14 protein-coding genes are annotated in these 14,805 nt (G+C 66.0%); 13 read left to right on the top strand and 1 reads right to left on the bottom strand.

Translation table 11 applies throughout. The annotated features are described in order from the left end of the window. The first annotated feature begins 30 nt into the window (after window positions 1-30). Window positions 31-1,743, top strand: a complete 1,713-nt coding sequence (gene ggt / locus AAFF27_04455; protein ID XAH26156.1) for a gamma-glutamyltransferase — start codon at window positions 31-33, stop codon at window positions 1,741-1,743. Between the two features lie 74 nt (window positions 1,744-1,817). On the opposite strand, the gene AAFF27_04450 is transcribed toward ggt, so the two are convergent. After that, window positions 1,818-2,936 (bottom strand): SAM-dependent methyltransferase, encoded by a 1,119-nt coding sequence (locus tag AAFF27_04450; protein XAH24451.1) that lies wholly within the window; start codon window positions 2,934-2,936, stop codon window positions 1,818-1,820. 19 nt (window positions 2,937-2,955) lie between these two features. Here AAFF27_04450 and AAFF27_04445 point away from each other — a divergent pair, with 19 nt between their 5' ends. The 12 genes from AAFF27_04445 to cas3f all read left to right on the top strand — a co-directional run bounded on the left by AAFF27_04445 (window position 2,956) and on the right by cas3f (window position 14,558). Next, a complete protein-coding gene (locus AAFF27_04445) occupies window positions 2,956-3,741 on the top strand; it encodes an SDR family oxidoreductase (protein XAH24450.1) in 786 nt (261 codons plus the stop codon). A 21-nt stretch (window positions 3,742-3,762) separates the two neighbouring features. Then, window positions 3,763-4,134 carry a dihydroneopterin aldolase gene (locus tag AAFF27_04440; protein ID XAH24449.1) on the top strand — a complete coding sequence of 124 codons (372 nt, stop codon included), beginning with the start codon at window positions 3,763-3,765 and terminating at the stop codon, window positions 4,132-4,134. Between the two features lie 63 nt (window positions 4,135-4,197). Further along, a complete protein-coding gene (locus AAFF27_04435) occupies window positions 4,198-4,479 on the top strand; it encodes a DUF6364 family protein (protein XAH24448.1) in 282 nt (93 codons plus the stop codon). Continuing rightward, the gene (locus AAFF27_04430) at window positions 4,476-4,889 is read left to right on the top strand and encodes a PIN domain-containing protein (GenBank protein XAH24447.1); all 414 of its coding nucleotides are present in this window, start codon (window positions 4,476-4,478) and stop codon (window positions 4,887-4,889) included. Before AAFF27_04435 ends, AAFF27_04430 begins: the two co-directional genes overlap by 4 nt. A gap of 25 nt (window positions 4,890-4,914) precedes the next feature. Continuing rightward, window positions 4,915-5,859, top strand: coding sequence for a tRNA 2-thiocytidine(32) synthetase TtcA (gene ttcA, locus AAFF27_04425; protein ID XAH24446.1), 945 nt, complete (start codon window positions 4,915-4,917; stop codon window positions 5,857-5,859). A gap of 149 nt (window positions 5,860-6,008) precedes the next feature. Continuing rightward, complete coding sequence (locus AAFF27_04420) at window positions 6,009-6,995, top strand: ABC transporter substrate-binding protein (GenBank protein XAH24445.1); 987 nt, start codon at window positions 6,009-6,011, stop codon at window positions 6,993-6,995. A 1-nt stretch (window position 6,996) separates the two neighbouring features. Beyond that, on the top strand, window positions 6,997-7,890 hold the full coding sequence (locus AAFF27_04415; protein ID XAH24444.1) for an ABC transporter permease: 894 nt from the start codon (window positions 6,997-6,999) through the stop codon (window positions 7,888-7,890). Window positions 7,891-7,895: 5 nt separating this feature from the next. Next, the gene (locus tag AAFF27_04410) at window positions 7,896-8,690 is read left to right on the top strand and encodes an ABC transporter ATP-binding protein (GenBank protein ID XAH24443.1); all 795 of its coding nucleotides are present in this window, start codon (window positions 7,896-7,898) and stop codon (window positions 8,688-8,690) included. 139 nt (window positions 8,691-8,829) lie between these two features. Continuing rightward, window positions 8,830-9,453, top strand: a complete 624-nt coding sequence (locus tag AAFF27_04405) for a DUF4136 domain-containing protein (protein XAH24442.1) — start codon at window positions 8,830-8,832, stop codon at window positions 9,451-9,453. 60 nt (window positions 9,454-9,513) lie between these two features. Next, window positions 9,514-10,155 (top strand): histidine phosphatase family protein, encoded by a 642-nt coding sequence (locus AAFF27_04400; protein ID XAH24441.1) that lies wholly within the window; start codon window positions 9,514-9,516, stop codon window positions 10,153-10,155. Window positions 10,156-10,191: 36 nt separating this feature from the next. Further along, window positions 10,192-11,199 carry a type I-F CRISPR-associated endonuclease Cas1f gene (gene cas1f / locus AAFF27_04395; GenBank protein ID XAH24440.1) on the top strand — a complete coding sequence of 336 codons (1,008 nt, stop codon included), beginning with the start codon at window positions 10,192-10,194 and terminating at the stop codon, window positions 11,197-11,199. Then, complete coding sequence (cas3f, locus tag AAFF27_04390) at window positions 11,196-14,558, top strand: type I-F CRISPR-associated helicase Cas3f (GenBank protein XAH24439.1); 3,363 nt, start codon at window positions 11,196-11,198, stop codon at window positions 14,556-14,558. Before cas1f ends, cas3f begins: the two co-directional genes overlap by 4 nt. The last annotated feature ends 247 nt before the right edge of the window (window positions 14,559-14,805 follow it).

Genomic DNA, 14,805 nt, shown 5'->3' with positions numbered 1-14,805 from the left:
ACAACTCATCAGATACCGCAGGGCCTGCGCATGGCCGTGCTGGCCACGGCCGCAGCGGGCTTCCTGGCGCAGGCGCCGACCGCGTACGCTGCATCGGCGGCCCCTGTTGCGGCCGAGAACGGCATGGTCGTGAGCGCGCAGCACCTGGCCACGCGCGTGGGTGTGGATGTGCTCAAGCGCGGCGGCAACGCGGTCGATGCCGCCGTGGCCGTGGGCTATGCGCTGGCCGTGGTCTACCCGGCGGCCGGCAACCTGGGCGGCGGCGGCTTCATGACGGTGCAGCTGGCCGACGGCCGCAAGACCTTCCTCGACTTCCGCGAAAAGGCGCCGCTGGCCGCCACCGCCGACATGTACCTGGGCGCAGACGGCAATGTGGTCAAGGGCCTGTCCACGCGCGGCCACCTGGCCGTGGGCGTGCCGGGCACCGTGTCGGGCATGGAGTACGCACGCGAGAAATACGGCACGCTGTCGCGCGCCGCGCTGCTGGCGCCGGCCATCCGCTATGCCGAGCGCGGCTTCGTGCTGGAGCAGGGCGACATCGACATGTTCAACACCGCCAACGAGGACTTCCGCAAGGACGCGGCCTCGGCGGCGATCTTCCTGAACAAGGGCCAGCCCTTCGCCGTGGGCGACCGCATCGTGCAAAAGGACCTGGCCAAGACCTTGCAGGCCATCAGCCAGAAGGGCACGGACGGCTTCTACAAAGGCCGCGTGGGCCACGCCATCGTCGCCTCCAGCCGCGCCGGCAAGGGCATCATCACCCAGACCGACCTGGACGAATACAGCACGCGCGAGATGGCGCCGGTGGAGTGCGACTACCGCGGCTACCGCGTGGTGTCGGCGCCGCCGCCCAGCTCAGGCGGCGTGGTGATCTGCGAGATGCTCAACATCCTCGAGGGCTACCCGCTGAAGGAGCTGGGCTGGGGCGCTGCGCAGGCGGTGCACTACCAGATCGAGGCCATGCGCCACGCCTACGTGGACCGCAACAGCTACCTGGGCGACCCGGACTTCGTGAAGAACCCGCTCGACCGCCTGCTGGACAAGGCCTATGCGGAAAAGATCCGCGCCGTGATCGACCCGGCCAAGGCCGGCGTCTCGCAAGACATCAAGCCCGGCGTGGCGCCGCATGAGGGCAGCAACACCACGCACTACTCGATTGCCGACAAATGGGGCAATGCGGTGTCGGTCACCTACACGCTCAACGACTGGTTTGGCGCGCGCGTGACGGCCGGCGGCACTGGCGTGCTGCTGAACGACGAGATGGACGACTTCACCGCCAAGATCGGCGTGCCCAACATCTACGGCCTGGTGCAGGGCGAGGCCAATGCCATCGCCCCGGGCAAACGCCCCCTGTCGTCCATGAGCCCGACCATCGTCAGCAAAGACGGCAAGCCGGTGATGGTGCTGGGCACGCCGGGCGGCAGCCGCATCATCACCGCCGTGCTGCTGACCATGCTCAACGCCATCGACTACGGCATGAACGTGCAAGAGGCGGTGGACGCGCCACGCTTCCACCAGCAATGGCTGCCCGACCTGACCAATGTCGAGCCCTATGCGCTGTCGCCCGACACGCGCAAGCTGCTGGAGCAGATGGGCCACAAGCTGGGCGCCCCGCAGCCGGCCAACCACCTGGCCGCCATCATCGTCGGCGCGCCCTCGCTGGGGGGCAAGCCGGTGGGGAACAACCGGTTTTATGGGGCGAATGATCCGCGGCGCAATACCGGCTTGGCTTTGGGCTATTGATTAACTATCAAATAGATAGCTACTAGCCCAGGCTACACCTGGGCTAGAGGCCTATTTCCCTTAAAAACCCCCGACTACAGCCGATGGCTGCGGTCGCCCTGCGCAAAACCCATGGGCTCCCAGGCCTCGCCCCGGCCCAGGGCGATCACCTTGAACAGCTCGCCCATTTCGTGCTCCAGCACCAGCTTGGCGGCAGCGGCGCGCTCCACCGGGCTGGCCTGGTCCAGCAAGGGCCCCAACCCGCAGTTGTAGAGAAAGTGCGCCTGCGTGGTGTAGCCCAGCACCTCCAGCCCCGCCTCTTGCGCCGCCAGCGCAATGCCGGTGAAGTCGACATGGGCGGTGATGTCCTTCTCGCCCACATCGGCCAATGGATCGCTGTCGGCGACATGGCCGCGGTGGCACATCACCGTGCCCATGTGGCGCTGCGGGTGGTAGTACTCGGATTCGCCAAAGCCGTAGTCCAGCAAAAAGGCCGCACCGCGCGCCAGCCGGTCGGCCAGGGTGCGCACGAAGGCCTGGCCTTGCGGGTGGATTTCGGTCAGGTAGTCCTGCGGGCCTTCGATGTCCAGCGGCGGGCGCAAATCGGTCAGCCGGTCGGCCCAGGCAAAGGCGCCGTCTTGCAGCACCACGCCGCGCTCGTGCCACACACCATCCGCCTGGCCGCCGTGGCGCGCCAGCAGTTGCACCGGCATGGCGTCCAGCACCTCGTTGCCGACCACCACGCCCTCGATGCGCGCGGGCAGTTCGGCCAGCCACTGCACCTTGTCGCCCCAGGCCGCCAGCCGCGCCTGCTGGCGCGCACGCAGGCTGCCAGACACATCGACGATGACGTAGCGCCGCACACGGTCGCCCAGCGCCTCCAGCAGTTGCTGGGCCAGCGCGCCGGAGCCGGCGCCAAACTCCCAGACCTCGTCCGTGCCGGTGGCCTGCAGCGCCTCGGCCACCTGCGCCGCCAGCGTGCGGCCAAACAGCGGCGACAGCTCGGGGGCGGTGACAAAGTCGCTGCCCGATTGCGGCATGGCGCCAAACTTGGGGCTGCTGCGCGCGTAGTAGCCCAGGCCGGGCGCATACAGCGCCATGGCCATGAAGCGGTCAAAGCCGATCCAGCCGCCCGCCTGGGCAATGGCGCTGGCGATCTGGCCATGCAAAGCCCCGTGCGGGGCGCTCGATAAACTCTCGGGTCTCGTCGTCATCCCCGGATTGTCCCCTGCCGTGCCCCACCCCACCGCCACCCCATCGCCACGCACCGTCCTCGTCACCGGGGGCGCCAAGCGCCTGGGCCGCGAGATCGCGCTGGCGCTGGCCGCAGGCGGCTGGCAGGTGGCCCTGCATTACCGGTACTCTGCAGACGACGCTACCAAAACAATAGCTGAATGCCGGCTCCACGCCTCGGCTTCAGCCACTTTTCATGCAGATTTAGAAGACGAAGCCGCCGTGCGCGCCCTGGTGCCGCAGGTGGTGGCGCAGTTCGGCCAGCTCGACGCGGTGGTCAACAACGCTTCATTGTTCGAGCATGACGACGTGCAGAGCTTTGGCTTTGCCGCGTTGGAGCGCCACCTGCGCAGCAATACCGCTGCGCCCATCCTGTTGGCGCAGGCGCTGCACGCCCACCTGCAGGCGCGCGGCGCCGAGCCCGGCCTGGGCGCGGTGGTCAACCTGCTGGACCAGAAGCTGTGGAACCCCAACCCCGACTTCCTGAGCTACACGCTGTCCAAGGCCGCGCTGGAAACCGCCGGCACGCTGCTGGCCCAGGCGCTGGCGCCGCTGCTGCGGGTGGTGGGCGTGGCACCGGGACTCACGCTCACCAGCCACATGCTGTCGGAAGAGAAATTTGCCGTGCTGCACCAGCAGTCGCCGCTGGGCCGCTCGTCTTCGCCCGAAGACGTGGCCGCCACGGTCAGGTTCGCGCTGGAGAACCGATCCATCACCGGCACCACGCTGCTGGTGGACGGCGGCCAGCACCTGATGAAGTTCGAGCGCGACTTCTCCTTGATGTAAGCCCCTTTTTAAGCCCACACCATGTCCACCACCAAAGGCACCCAGATCCTCACCCTTGCCGGCCTGCGCTTTGACGCCAACCTGGGCATCCTCGATTTTGAGAAGACCTCGCCCCAGCCGATCCAGGTGGACGCCGAACTGAACCTCGGCACGCAAGACCTACTGCCGCGCGACGACGAGATCCTGCACGTGCTGGACTACCGCAAGGTGCGCAAGATCATCATCGACGAGTGCAACGCCGTGCACGTGAACCTGCTGGAGAGCCTGATCGGCAAGGTCGCGCACCGGCTGATGCAACTGCCCGGCGTGCTGGGCGTGCGGGTGAAGATCGCCAAGCTGGAGATTTTTGACGACTGCGAAGTGGCGATACGGATGGAAACCGGGCAGTGGTAGGGGAAAATCACAGAGACGTACAATATATGGAATTTGTACGTCACCCGTCTGTGATGGCATGCCATGAACACCAAACTCACCCTGCGCCTGGATGAAGAGCTGATCGAAAGCGCCAAGACCTACGCGGCCGAGCACGGCCGCTCGCTCTCGCAATTGGTCGCGGATTACTTCGCGGCATTGGCCGTGCGCCAATCGCCCGCCGACTCCCAGGAAGCCGGTGTCACCCCGATCACCGACGGCTTGGTCGGTCTGCTGAAGACCGCAAAGCAGCCGCCCGAGGCGCTGGCAGACGACGGCTATTACCAGCACATCCGCGCAAAACACCTGCACGGCTCGGTTCGATGAGCATTCTGGTCGATACCAACATCGTGCTGGATGTGCTGCTGCAGCGCGCGGCCTTCATCGATTCCGCACGGCTGGTGTTCAAGCGGGTCGAGCTTGGAGCAGCACGCGCCCTGCTGTGCGCCACGACGGTAACCACCATCGACTACTACCTCAGCCGCGAATTTGACCGCGATACCAGCCGGGGTGCGCTGCGGCAGTTGCTCAAGCTGTTCGACGTCGCCGCCGTAGGCCGCACCGTGGTCGATACCGCCCTCGCCAGCGGCATGGCCGACTTCGAAGACGCCGTGCTGGCCCATGCCGCACAGGCCAGCGGCGCCACTGCCATCGTCACCCGCAACCTGCGCGACTTTGCCGCCAGTCCGGTGCGCGCCTACACCCCCGAGCAATGGCTCGCCTTGAACCCGGCCTGATGCCTGCCGCCCCGAAAGATCTGCCATGAGCGCCGTCTGGACTGAAACCGAAAACGAAACCGCTGCCGACACGGCCGCCGCCACCAACTTCAAGATCGAGCGCGAAACCCACAAGCTCGAAAAGCGCCTGTGCCGCGAGATGGGCCGCGCCATCGTCGACTTCAACATGGTTGAGGAAGGCGACAAGGTCATGGTCTGCATGTCTGGCGGCAAAGACAGCTACGCCATGCTGGACATTCTGTTGAAGCTCAAGGCGCGCGCGCCCATCCACTTCGACATCATTGCCGTCAACCTCGACCAGAAGCAGCCCGGCTTCCCCGAACACGTGCTGCCCGAGTACCTGGCCAAGCTGGGCGTGCCCTTCCACATCGAGAACCAGGACACCTACAGCATCGTCAAGCGCGTCATTCCTGAGGGCAAGACCACCTGTGGCCTGTGCAGCCGGCTGCGCCGCGGCATCCTGTACCGCGTGGCCGACGAGCTGGGCGCCACCAAGGTCGCGCTGGGCCACCACCGCGACGACATCCTGCAGACCTTCCTGCTCAACATGTTCTTTGGCGCCAAGCTCAAGAGCATGCCGCCCAAGCTGGTGAGCGACGACGGCAAGCACATCGTCATCCGCCCGCTGGCCTACGTGGCCGAGAAAGACCTGGTGCGCTGGGCCCAGCACCGCCAGTTCCCCATCATTCCCTGCACCCTGTGCGGCAGCCAGGAGAACCTGCAGCGCAAGCAGGTCGGTGAAATGCTGCGCGACTGGGAGAAGAAATTCCCCGGCCGCGTAGAAAACATGTTCAGCGCGCTGCAGAGCGTGGTGCCTTCGCACCTGGCCGACCGCGCGTTGTACGATTTCGCCGGCCTGAAGGCCGATGGCGTCGCCCGCGAGGACGGCGACAAGGCCTTCGACCCGGAGAGCTTTGCGGCACCGCCCGCGGCCTCCGGCCTGCCCGCGCTGCAAATCGTGGCGCTCTAAGCCCCACACCGTAAAGCCCCGTTCGGGCTGAGCTTGTCGAAGCCTTGGCGCCACCGCCAGCAGCCCCTCGACAAGCTCAGGGCGAACGGCGCCCACAGAGCAGCATTGGTTCTGAACCCATAACAAACGCTATCCCAAGGAGAGACTGCATGACCATCCGCCTTCCCGCCCTTCGCCGCCGCCCGCTGCTGTCCGCCGGCGCCGCCCTGCTGCTCGCCGCCAGCGCCCTGCCCGCCCTGGCGCAGACCAAGGCCGTGTCCATCACCGCCATCGTCGAGCACCCGGCACTGGACGCGATCCGCGACGGCGTGAAGGACGAGCTGCAGGCCGCCGGCTACGAGGCCGGCAAGAACCTCAAGTGGGAATACCAGAGCGCCCAGGGCAACCCGGGCACGGCCGCGCAGATCGCACGCAAGTTCATCGGCGACAAGCCCGATGTCATCGTCGCCATCGCCACGCCCTCGGCCCAGGCCGTGGTGGCCGCCACCAAGACCATTCCGGTGGTGTACTCCGGCGTGACCGACCCGGTCGCGGCGCAACTGGTGAAGGACTGGAAGCCTTCGGGCACCAATGTCACCGGCGTGTCGGACCTGCTGGCGCTGGACAAGCAACTGGCCCTGATCAAGCAACTGGTGCCCAACGCCAAGCGCGTGGGCATGGTCTACAACCCGGGCGAGGCGAACTCGGCCGTGGTCGTCAAGCAGCTCAAGGAACTGCTCGGCCAATCCGGCATGACGCTGGTCGAGGCCGCTGCGCCGCGCTCGGTCGACGTGGGGGCTGCGGCACGCACGCTGGTGGGCAAGGTCGATGTGATCTACACCAACACCGACAACAACGTGGTCTCGGCCTACGAGGCGCTGGTCAAGGTCGGCAATGACGCCAAGATTCCGCTGATCGCGGCCGATACCGACAGCGTCAAGCGCGGCGCGGTGGCGGCCCTGGGCATCGACTACCGCGACCTGGGGCGCCAGACCGGCCGCCAGGTGGTACGCATCCTGAAGGGCGAGGCACCCGGTGCCATCGCCAGCGAGACCAGCAGCAAGCTCGAACTGGTGCTGAACGCATCGGCCGCCGCCAAACAGGGTGTGAAGCTGTCGCCCGAACTGCGCCAATCCGCCAAGACGGTGCTCGAATAAAGTGTCGCTGTACTCCCTTTGGGGGGCGCTAGAGATCGGGCTGATCTTCGGCCTGGTCGCGCTTGGCGTCTTCATCACCTTTCGCGTCCTCAACTTCCCCGACCTGACGGTGGACGGCAGCTTTCCGCTGGGCGCCGCAGTCGCGGCCACGCTGATCGCCAGCGGCGTCAACCCGTTCTTGGCCACCGCCACAGCAATCGCCGCTGGCGCGGCCGCAGGCTTTCTCACCGGCTGGCTGCATGTGCGGCTGAAGATCATGGACCTGCTCGCGGGCATCCTGGTCATGATCGCGCTCTACTCGATCAACCTGCGCATCATGGGCAAGCCCAATGTGCCGCTGATCACCGAGCCCACCATCTTCTCGGTGCTGCCGGGCTGGCTGCCTGACTACATCGAGCGGCCGCTGGCCATGCTGGCGCTGGTCGCCGTAGCCAAGCTGCTGCTGGACTGGTTCTTCTCATCCGAGATCGGCCTGGCACTGCGTGCCACCGGCGCCAACGCCCGCATGGCGCGCGCCCAGGGCGTGGCCACCGGCACCGCCACGCTGGTCGGCATGGCCTTGTCCAACGCCCTGGTGGCGCTGGCCGGTGCGGTCTTTGCGCAGAGCCAGGGCGGCGCCGACATCTCCATGGGCATAGGCACCATCGTGATCGGGCTGGCCGCAGTCATCGTCGGCGAAAGCGTGCTGCCGGCGCGCCGCCTGGTCTTGACCACGCTGGCCGTGGTGCTGGGCGCGGTGCTCTACCGCCTGTTCATCGCGCTGGCGCTCAACAGCGAATTCATTGGCCTGAAGGCACAGGACCTGAACCTGGTGACCGCCGTGCTGGTGGCCCTGGCGCTGGTACTGCCGCGCCTGAAACGCCGGCGCGCACCGCGTGCCGCCAAGGGAGTCTGAACGCCATGCTTGACGTCCAAGACCTGCACATCACCTTCAACGCCGGCACGCCCATCGAGAACCGGGCGCTGCGCGGGCTCTCGCTGCAAATCCCCACGGGGCAGTTCGTCTCGGTCATTGGCTCCAACGGCGCGGGCAAGTCGACGCTGCTCAATGCCGTGTCGGGCGACCTCGGGGTGGACGAGGGCCGCATCGCCATCGACAACGCCGATGTCACCCGCCTGTCCGCCTGGCAGCGCGCCGACAAAGTGGCCCGCGTGTTCCAGGACCCAATGGCCGGCACCTGCGAGGCGCTGACCATCGAAGAGAACATGGCGCTGGCCCTGGCACGCGGCCGGCGCCGCGGCTTTCGCTTCGCCATCCGGCGCGACATGCGCGCGCTGTTCCGCGACAAGCTCGCCATCCTCGGCCTGGGCCTGGAGAACCGGCTGAGCGACCGCATCGGCCTGCTCTCTGGCGGGCAGCGCCAGGCGGTCAGCCTGCTGATGGCCTCGCTCCAGCCCTCGCGCATCCTGCTGCTGGACGAGCACACCGCCGCGCTCGACCCCAAAACCGCTGCCTTCGTGCTGGAGCTGACCGCGCGCATCGTGGCCGAGGGCCAGCTCACCGCCATGATGGTCACCCACAGCATGCGCCAGGCACTGGACTACGGCACCCGCACCGTGATGCTGCACCAGGGCCGGGTGGTGCTGGATGTCTCCGGCCCCGAACGCGCCGGCCTGGACGTGCCCGACCTGCTGCGCATGTTCGAGAAGACCCGCGGCGAGGTGCTGGCGGACGACGCGCTGTTGTTAGGCTGAAGCCGCGAGATACACGTGGTTTACGCTTGGCGCGTACAAATAGCGCACTCCCCGCCCGCCACGCAGGAACTGCGCTAGCCAACCGGGTCTAAGCTTTTTACAGGGCCCCAAGCCCATCCAAGACTACCGGAGCATGCCCATGACACCAAAGAAAGCCATCCTCCTTGCCGGCGCCCTGGGTGCCGCCCTGCTGCTGGCCGGCTGCGCCACCACCCGCGTCGTGGACAGCGATGTCCAGGCCTTCTCCACGCTGACGACAGTCCCCGCCAACGCCAGCTACCGCTTCGAGCGCCTGCCCTCCCAGCAAACCCGGCCGCAAATGCAGGACCAGTTGGAGCAGGTCGCCCAAGGCGCGCTGGAACGCGTAGGCCTGCGGCGCGACGACGCGGCCGCCAAGTACAGCGTGCAGGTCAGCTTCAACGGCCAGCGCCAGGTCAGCTATGACCCGTGGGGCGGTCCAGGCTGGGGCCCCGGTTGGGGGCCAGGCTGGGGCGGCGGCTATTGGCGGCGAGGCGGCTGGGGCTACTACGGCGGCTGGGGCGGCGGGGGCTTCCCTGATCGCGTGCTCTACCAGCAGCAGGTCAACGTCGTACTGCGCGACCTTGCCACCGGCCAGGTCGTGTACGAGACCCACGCCAGCAGCGAAGACCTGCGGCCTGCCAACAACACCGTTTTGACCGTGATGCTCGACGCCGCACTGCATGGCTTCCCGGTTGCACCACAGGGCGTGCGCCAGGTCAGCACCACCCTGCCGTCCCAATGACGCGGCGGCAAGCAGACGGTGGCCACCGCTTGGCCAGCGCGGCCACTGCGGCCTGACCCCATGGACGCCACCCGCATCATTGCCATCCGCCACGGCGAAACGGCCTGGAACGTGGACACCCGCATCCAGGGCCAGTTGGACATCCCGCTCAACGCCACTGGCGTCTGGCAGGCCGGGCAGCTCGCGCGGGCACTGGCAGACGAGCCCATCACGGCGGTCTACGCCAGCGACCTGCAACGCGCCTTCGAAACCGCCCGCGCCGTGGCCGACGTGCACGCCCTGCAACTGCAACCAACCCCCGGCCTGCGCGAACGCGCCTTTGGCAGCTTCGAGGGTCTGACCTTCGCCGACATAGAAGCCAAGCTGCCCGAGCAGGCCCGCCTCTGGCGCACGCGGGAACCCGCCTTCCGTCCTGGCGACACCGGCGAATCCCTGCTGCAGTTCCGCGAGCGCGTAACCACCGCCGTCCATGCCGTGGCAGAACGCCATGTGGGCGAGCAGATCGTGGTGGTCGGCCACGGCGGCGTGATGGACGTGCTCTACCGCGCCGCCACCGGCCAGGAACTGCAAGCCCCCCGCACCTGGAAACTGGGCAACGCCGCCATCAACCGACTGCTGTGGACACCCGAAGGGCTGTCATTGGTCGGCTGGGCCGACGACGCGCATCTGGCGCGCGGTGAGCTGGACGATTCGACGGCTTGAGCACATAGCGGCGGTAGTGGCAGACTGGCAGTCGCCATGCAAGACATCACCGCCTCTGACCTCAAGACCATCCTGCATTCCAAACGAGCCAACCTCTACTACCTTGAACACTGCCGTGTACTGGTCAACGGCGGCCGTGTCGAGTATGTGACGGACGAGGGCAAGCGCTCGCTCTACTGGAACATTCCCATTGCCAACACCACCACGGTGTTGCTGGGCACAGGCACCTCCGTCACCCAGGCCGCCATGCGCGATCTGGCCAAGGCCGGCGTGCTGGTCGGGTTTTGCGGCGGTGGCGGTACCCCGCTCTTCACCGCCAATGAGGTCGATGTGGAAGTGGCGTGGTTCTCTCCGCAAAGTGAATACCGCCCCACGGAATACCTACAGCACTGGGTACGCTTTTGGTTCGACGACGCGCTGCGGCTGGCAGCCGCCAAGGCCTTCCAGCAAGCGCGACTACAGCGTATCCGCCAGCAATGGACCAGCAACCGGGCATTGCGCGATGCCGGCTTTGCGATCGATGCCGAATCGCTGCAGAAAGCGCTGGATGCCTCCGCTCACAACGTAGCAGCAGCACCAGACAACACCGCGCTGCTGACCGAGGAGGCACGCCTGACCAAGCTCCTGTTCAAGCTCGCAACCCAAGCCACGAAGTACGGTGACTTCACCCGTGCCAAACGTGGCACCGGCACGGATCCCGCCAACGGCTTCCTGGACCATGGCAACTACCTGGCCTACGGACTGGGCGCCACAGCCACCTGGGTGCTGGGCCTGCCCCATGGCCTGGCCGTACTGCACGGCAAGACACGACGCGGCGGCCTGGTGTTCGACGTGGCAGACCTCGTCAAGGACGCGCACATCCTGCCGCAGGCCTTCCTCTCGGCGGTGCGCGGTGAAGAAGAGCAGGACTTCCGCCGCGCCTGCATCGAGAGCCTGACGCGCGGCGAAGCGCTGGACTTCATGATCGAGACGATCCAGGCCGTGGCACTGCAGGTCGGCCGCCAGGCGCAGGCCGCCGCCACGCCCCCGCCACCCGCACCATGAACATCCTGCTGATCTCCCAGTGCGACAAGCGGGCGTTGACCGAAACGCGCCGCATCCTCGACCAGTTCGCCGAGCGGCGCGGCGACCGTACCTGGCAAACGCCCATCACCAAGGATGGTCTGGACACGCTGCGCCGACTGCTGCGCAAGACCGCGCGCAAGAACACGGCCGTGGCCTGCCATTGGATCCGCGGTCTGGATCACAGCGAGTTGCTTTGGGTGGTGGGGGACACGGGGCGTTTCAATGCGCAAGGCGCGGTGCCAACTAATACCACCGCACGCAACGTGCTGCGACGAGACAGCGAGAACGATTGGCACAGTCTGGACCTGATCTACCTGGTGACGGCCCTCGCTGCACTGCTGCATGACTTGGGCAAAGCCTGCCAAGTATTCCAGAGCATGCTGATAGCAACCGGCCCCCGCAGCAAGAACCTGTACCGCCACGAATGGATTTCGCTCCGTCTTTTTCAGGCCTTCGTGGGAAAGGACAGCGATGCCCAGTGGCTGCAGCGGCTGATGGCCCCCACACCGGGAGACGACCAAAGCTGGCTAGCCGAAGACCATTTGCTGCGCGACGGGCTGGACAGCCTGGCGGCGAACAACAGACCCCTGGCAGCCATGCCGCCGTTGGCGCGCCTCGTCGGCTGGCTGGTGCTGACGCACCACCGCCTGCCGGTGATCCCCGTGCCCGATAGAACAAATGGCGGCTACAAGCGGCAGGGCACACGAGTGCCCGACTTTCAGTCCGAATTGCTGCACAACCTGCCCGCACGCATTGACGCTCACTGGAATGAGCCTTGCGACACCACTGACCGAGCAGCCATCGAGCCCTACTGGGACTTCCCCCATGGCTTGCCAGTAACCACAACACCATGGCGCAAACGCGCAGCGAGCCTGGCAAAGAGGCTGCTGGCTTTCGCGGACCAGCCAGCAGCGAGCGATTGGCAGAACGATCCATACATCGCCCACATTGCCAGACTGGGCTTGATGCTGGCCGACCACCACTACTCCAGCCTCCAGAACGACACAGCGCCTGAACGCAAGCCCTTGCTCAACCCGTCGTACCCGCTCTGGGCCAATACCCGCCGTGGCACCAGCCAGCAATCGATCCTCTGCCAGACGCTGGATGAGCATCTGCTCGGTGTGGAGCGGCAGGCGGGCCTGGCCATCCATGCATTGCCGAGCATCGAGCGTCACCTGCCCCGGCTGCGCCACAAGGGCCTCAAGAAGCGCAGCGACAGCGAACACTTTCGCTGGCAGGACAAGGCGACCGATCTGGCGGCATCGCTGCGCGAACGTGCGGACAGCCAGGGAGCATTCCTGGTCAACATGGCGTCCACCGGCTGCGGCAAGACGCTGGCCAACGCGCGCATCATGCACGCGCTGTCGAACCCTCAGCAAGGCATGCGTTGCGCCTTCGCCATGGGCCTGCGCACCCTGACACTGCAGACAGGACGCGCCTTCCGGGACATGCTGAATTTGTCGGGTGACGAGCTGGCCATCAAGGTGGGCGGCGCCGCCAGCCGCGCCTTGTTCAATCTCTACGCGGAACAGGCCGAACAGCAAGGCTCCGCATCGCGCCAGGACCTGCTGCCCGAGGATGGCCGCGTGCTCTTCGAAGGCAATGACCAGCACCCTTTGCTGCAACGGCTCAGTGCCGATCCGCAGGTACGCTCGCTGCTGGCTGCGCCTATGTTGGTATGCACCGTGGACCACCTGGTCCCAGCTACCGAGAGCCTGCGTGGCGGGCACCAGATAGCGCCGATGCTGCGACTCATGAGCAGCGACCTGGTGCTTGATGAGATCGACGACTTCGATATCGACGACCTGCCCGCCTTGACCCGGCTCGTGCATTGGGCTGGCCTGCTGGGCAGCCGCGTGCTGCTGTCGTCGGCCACCTTGCCACCGGCGCTGGTCGAGGGCCTGTTCCTGGCCTACCTGGAGGGCCGGCGGGCCTTTCAGCGCCACCGAGGTGAGCGGGCCAGACGAGAACCCGCCATCGTTTGCGCGTGGTTCGATGAGTTCGGCACCGCGGCACACAACTGTGCAGACGCCACAGCCTACCGGGTCGCGCATTTGCAATTTGCACAGGCGCGCCACACACGACTGGGGCAGGAAACCGTGCGTCGGCGAGCCCAGCTCATCGATGCGCCGTTTTCCGGCCTGGAGCGCGGCGAGCGCCGCGGCCAGTTCGCGCACCAAGTGCGTGGAGCGGCATGGCACCTGCACCAACAACACCGCAGCATCGACCCGCACAGCGGCAAGCGCGTGAGCTTTGGGTTGGTACGCATGGCCAACATCGATCCGCTCTTTGACGTGGCGCTGGCCTTGTATGCCCAAGACGCCCTCAAGAACACGCGCATCCATCTGTGCGTGTACCACTCGCAATTTCCACTGCTGATGCGCTCGGCCATCGAGTACCGGCTCGACACAGCACTCGACCGCCAAAAGGAATTTTCGGTATTCGACTTGCCCGACATCCGGCAGCGGCTGGATGGCTATGCGGAGCAGGATCAGCTCTTTATCGTGCTGGGGTCTCCTATTGCGGACGTGGGCCGCAACCATGATTACGACTGGGCCGTGGCAGAGCCATCCTCCATGCGCTCCTTGATCCAGTTGGCCGGCCGTATCCGACGCCATCGGCCCGCGCCCGTGGAAAAACCCAACCTGCTGATCTTCAATCACAACCTGCGTCACTTCGATCACCCAGGGCAAGCTGCATTCTGCAAACCGGGGTTTGAGAACGACCACGATTTCCGCCTCATGCACCATGACCTTCAACGCCTGTTGGCACCTGAAGAGCGCGACGTCATCGACGCCCGCCCGCGCATCCTGCCGCGCACCGATGCGCCGCTGGCCCCGCGGGAGCGATTGGTCGACCTGGAACATGCGCGGCTGGCAGCGCGCATGCTGCCGCAAGCAATTACACCGTCGGCCCTTGCTGCACCACTCAACGCCGCCACCTCTTGGCTTTCGCCCGATGCGCATCTGTCCGGCGTGTTGGCGCAGCAACAGCCTTTCCGGTACGACCCGCTTCTCCGTCTGGACCTGGTGTTGCTCCCCAATGAGGATGAAGAAGACTATGAGCTACACCGGGTCGTCAAAGGGGATCGCCGGGGAGAACTGGACTATGTGCTGGTGGATGGTAGCCAGAACCACCGTGTGCCACCAACGGCGGTTCAAGGCGAACGCATTGCGCCATGGGGCGAGGTCGATTTCATGGCGGCGCTGCGTGAGCATGCCGAGGCACTGGATCTTTCGCTCTATGAATGCGCGCGCCGCTTTGCGGTAGTCAGTTTGCCGGACGCGACGCAAGGGTGGAGATTCCACCCCCTGCTAGGGTTCTCCAAGGAACGGTAGCTGCCTATGCGGCAGTGAACAAAGTACCCGAAAGCAAAAGGGCAGTTTTCTGAGCTGCCTATGCGGCAGTGCCGCACAGTGTAGCTGCCGCATGTACCATCAAGCGAAAGAGCAGTGGTCTGAAAGAAAAAGAGCAGTGGTATTGACCAATCAGCCGAAGACCCCCACAATGCAAACTGCCCAGACCGTTGGAGCGGTCTGGGCAGTTCTACAACCAATAGCTGCGTAGCTGCGCCGATAGGAGGAC

It is taken from the genome of Xylophilus sp. GW821-FHT01B05 (assembly GCA_038961845.1).
In the GTDB taxonomy this organism is placed as follows: Bacteria; Pseudomonadota; Gammaproteobacteria; order Burkholderiales; family Burkholderiaceae_C; genus Xylophilus.
This window is presented reverse-complemented; position numbering and strand designations above follow the sequence as displayed.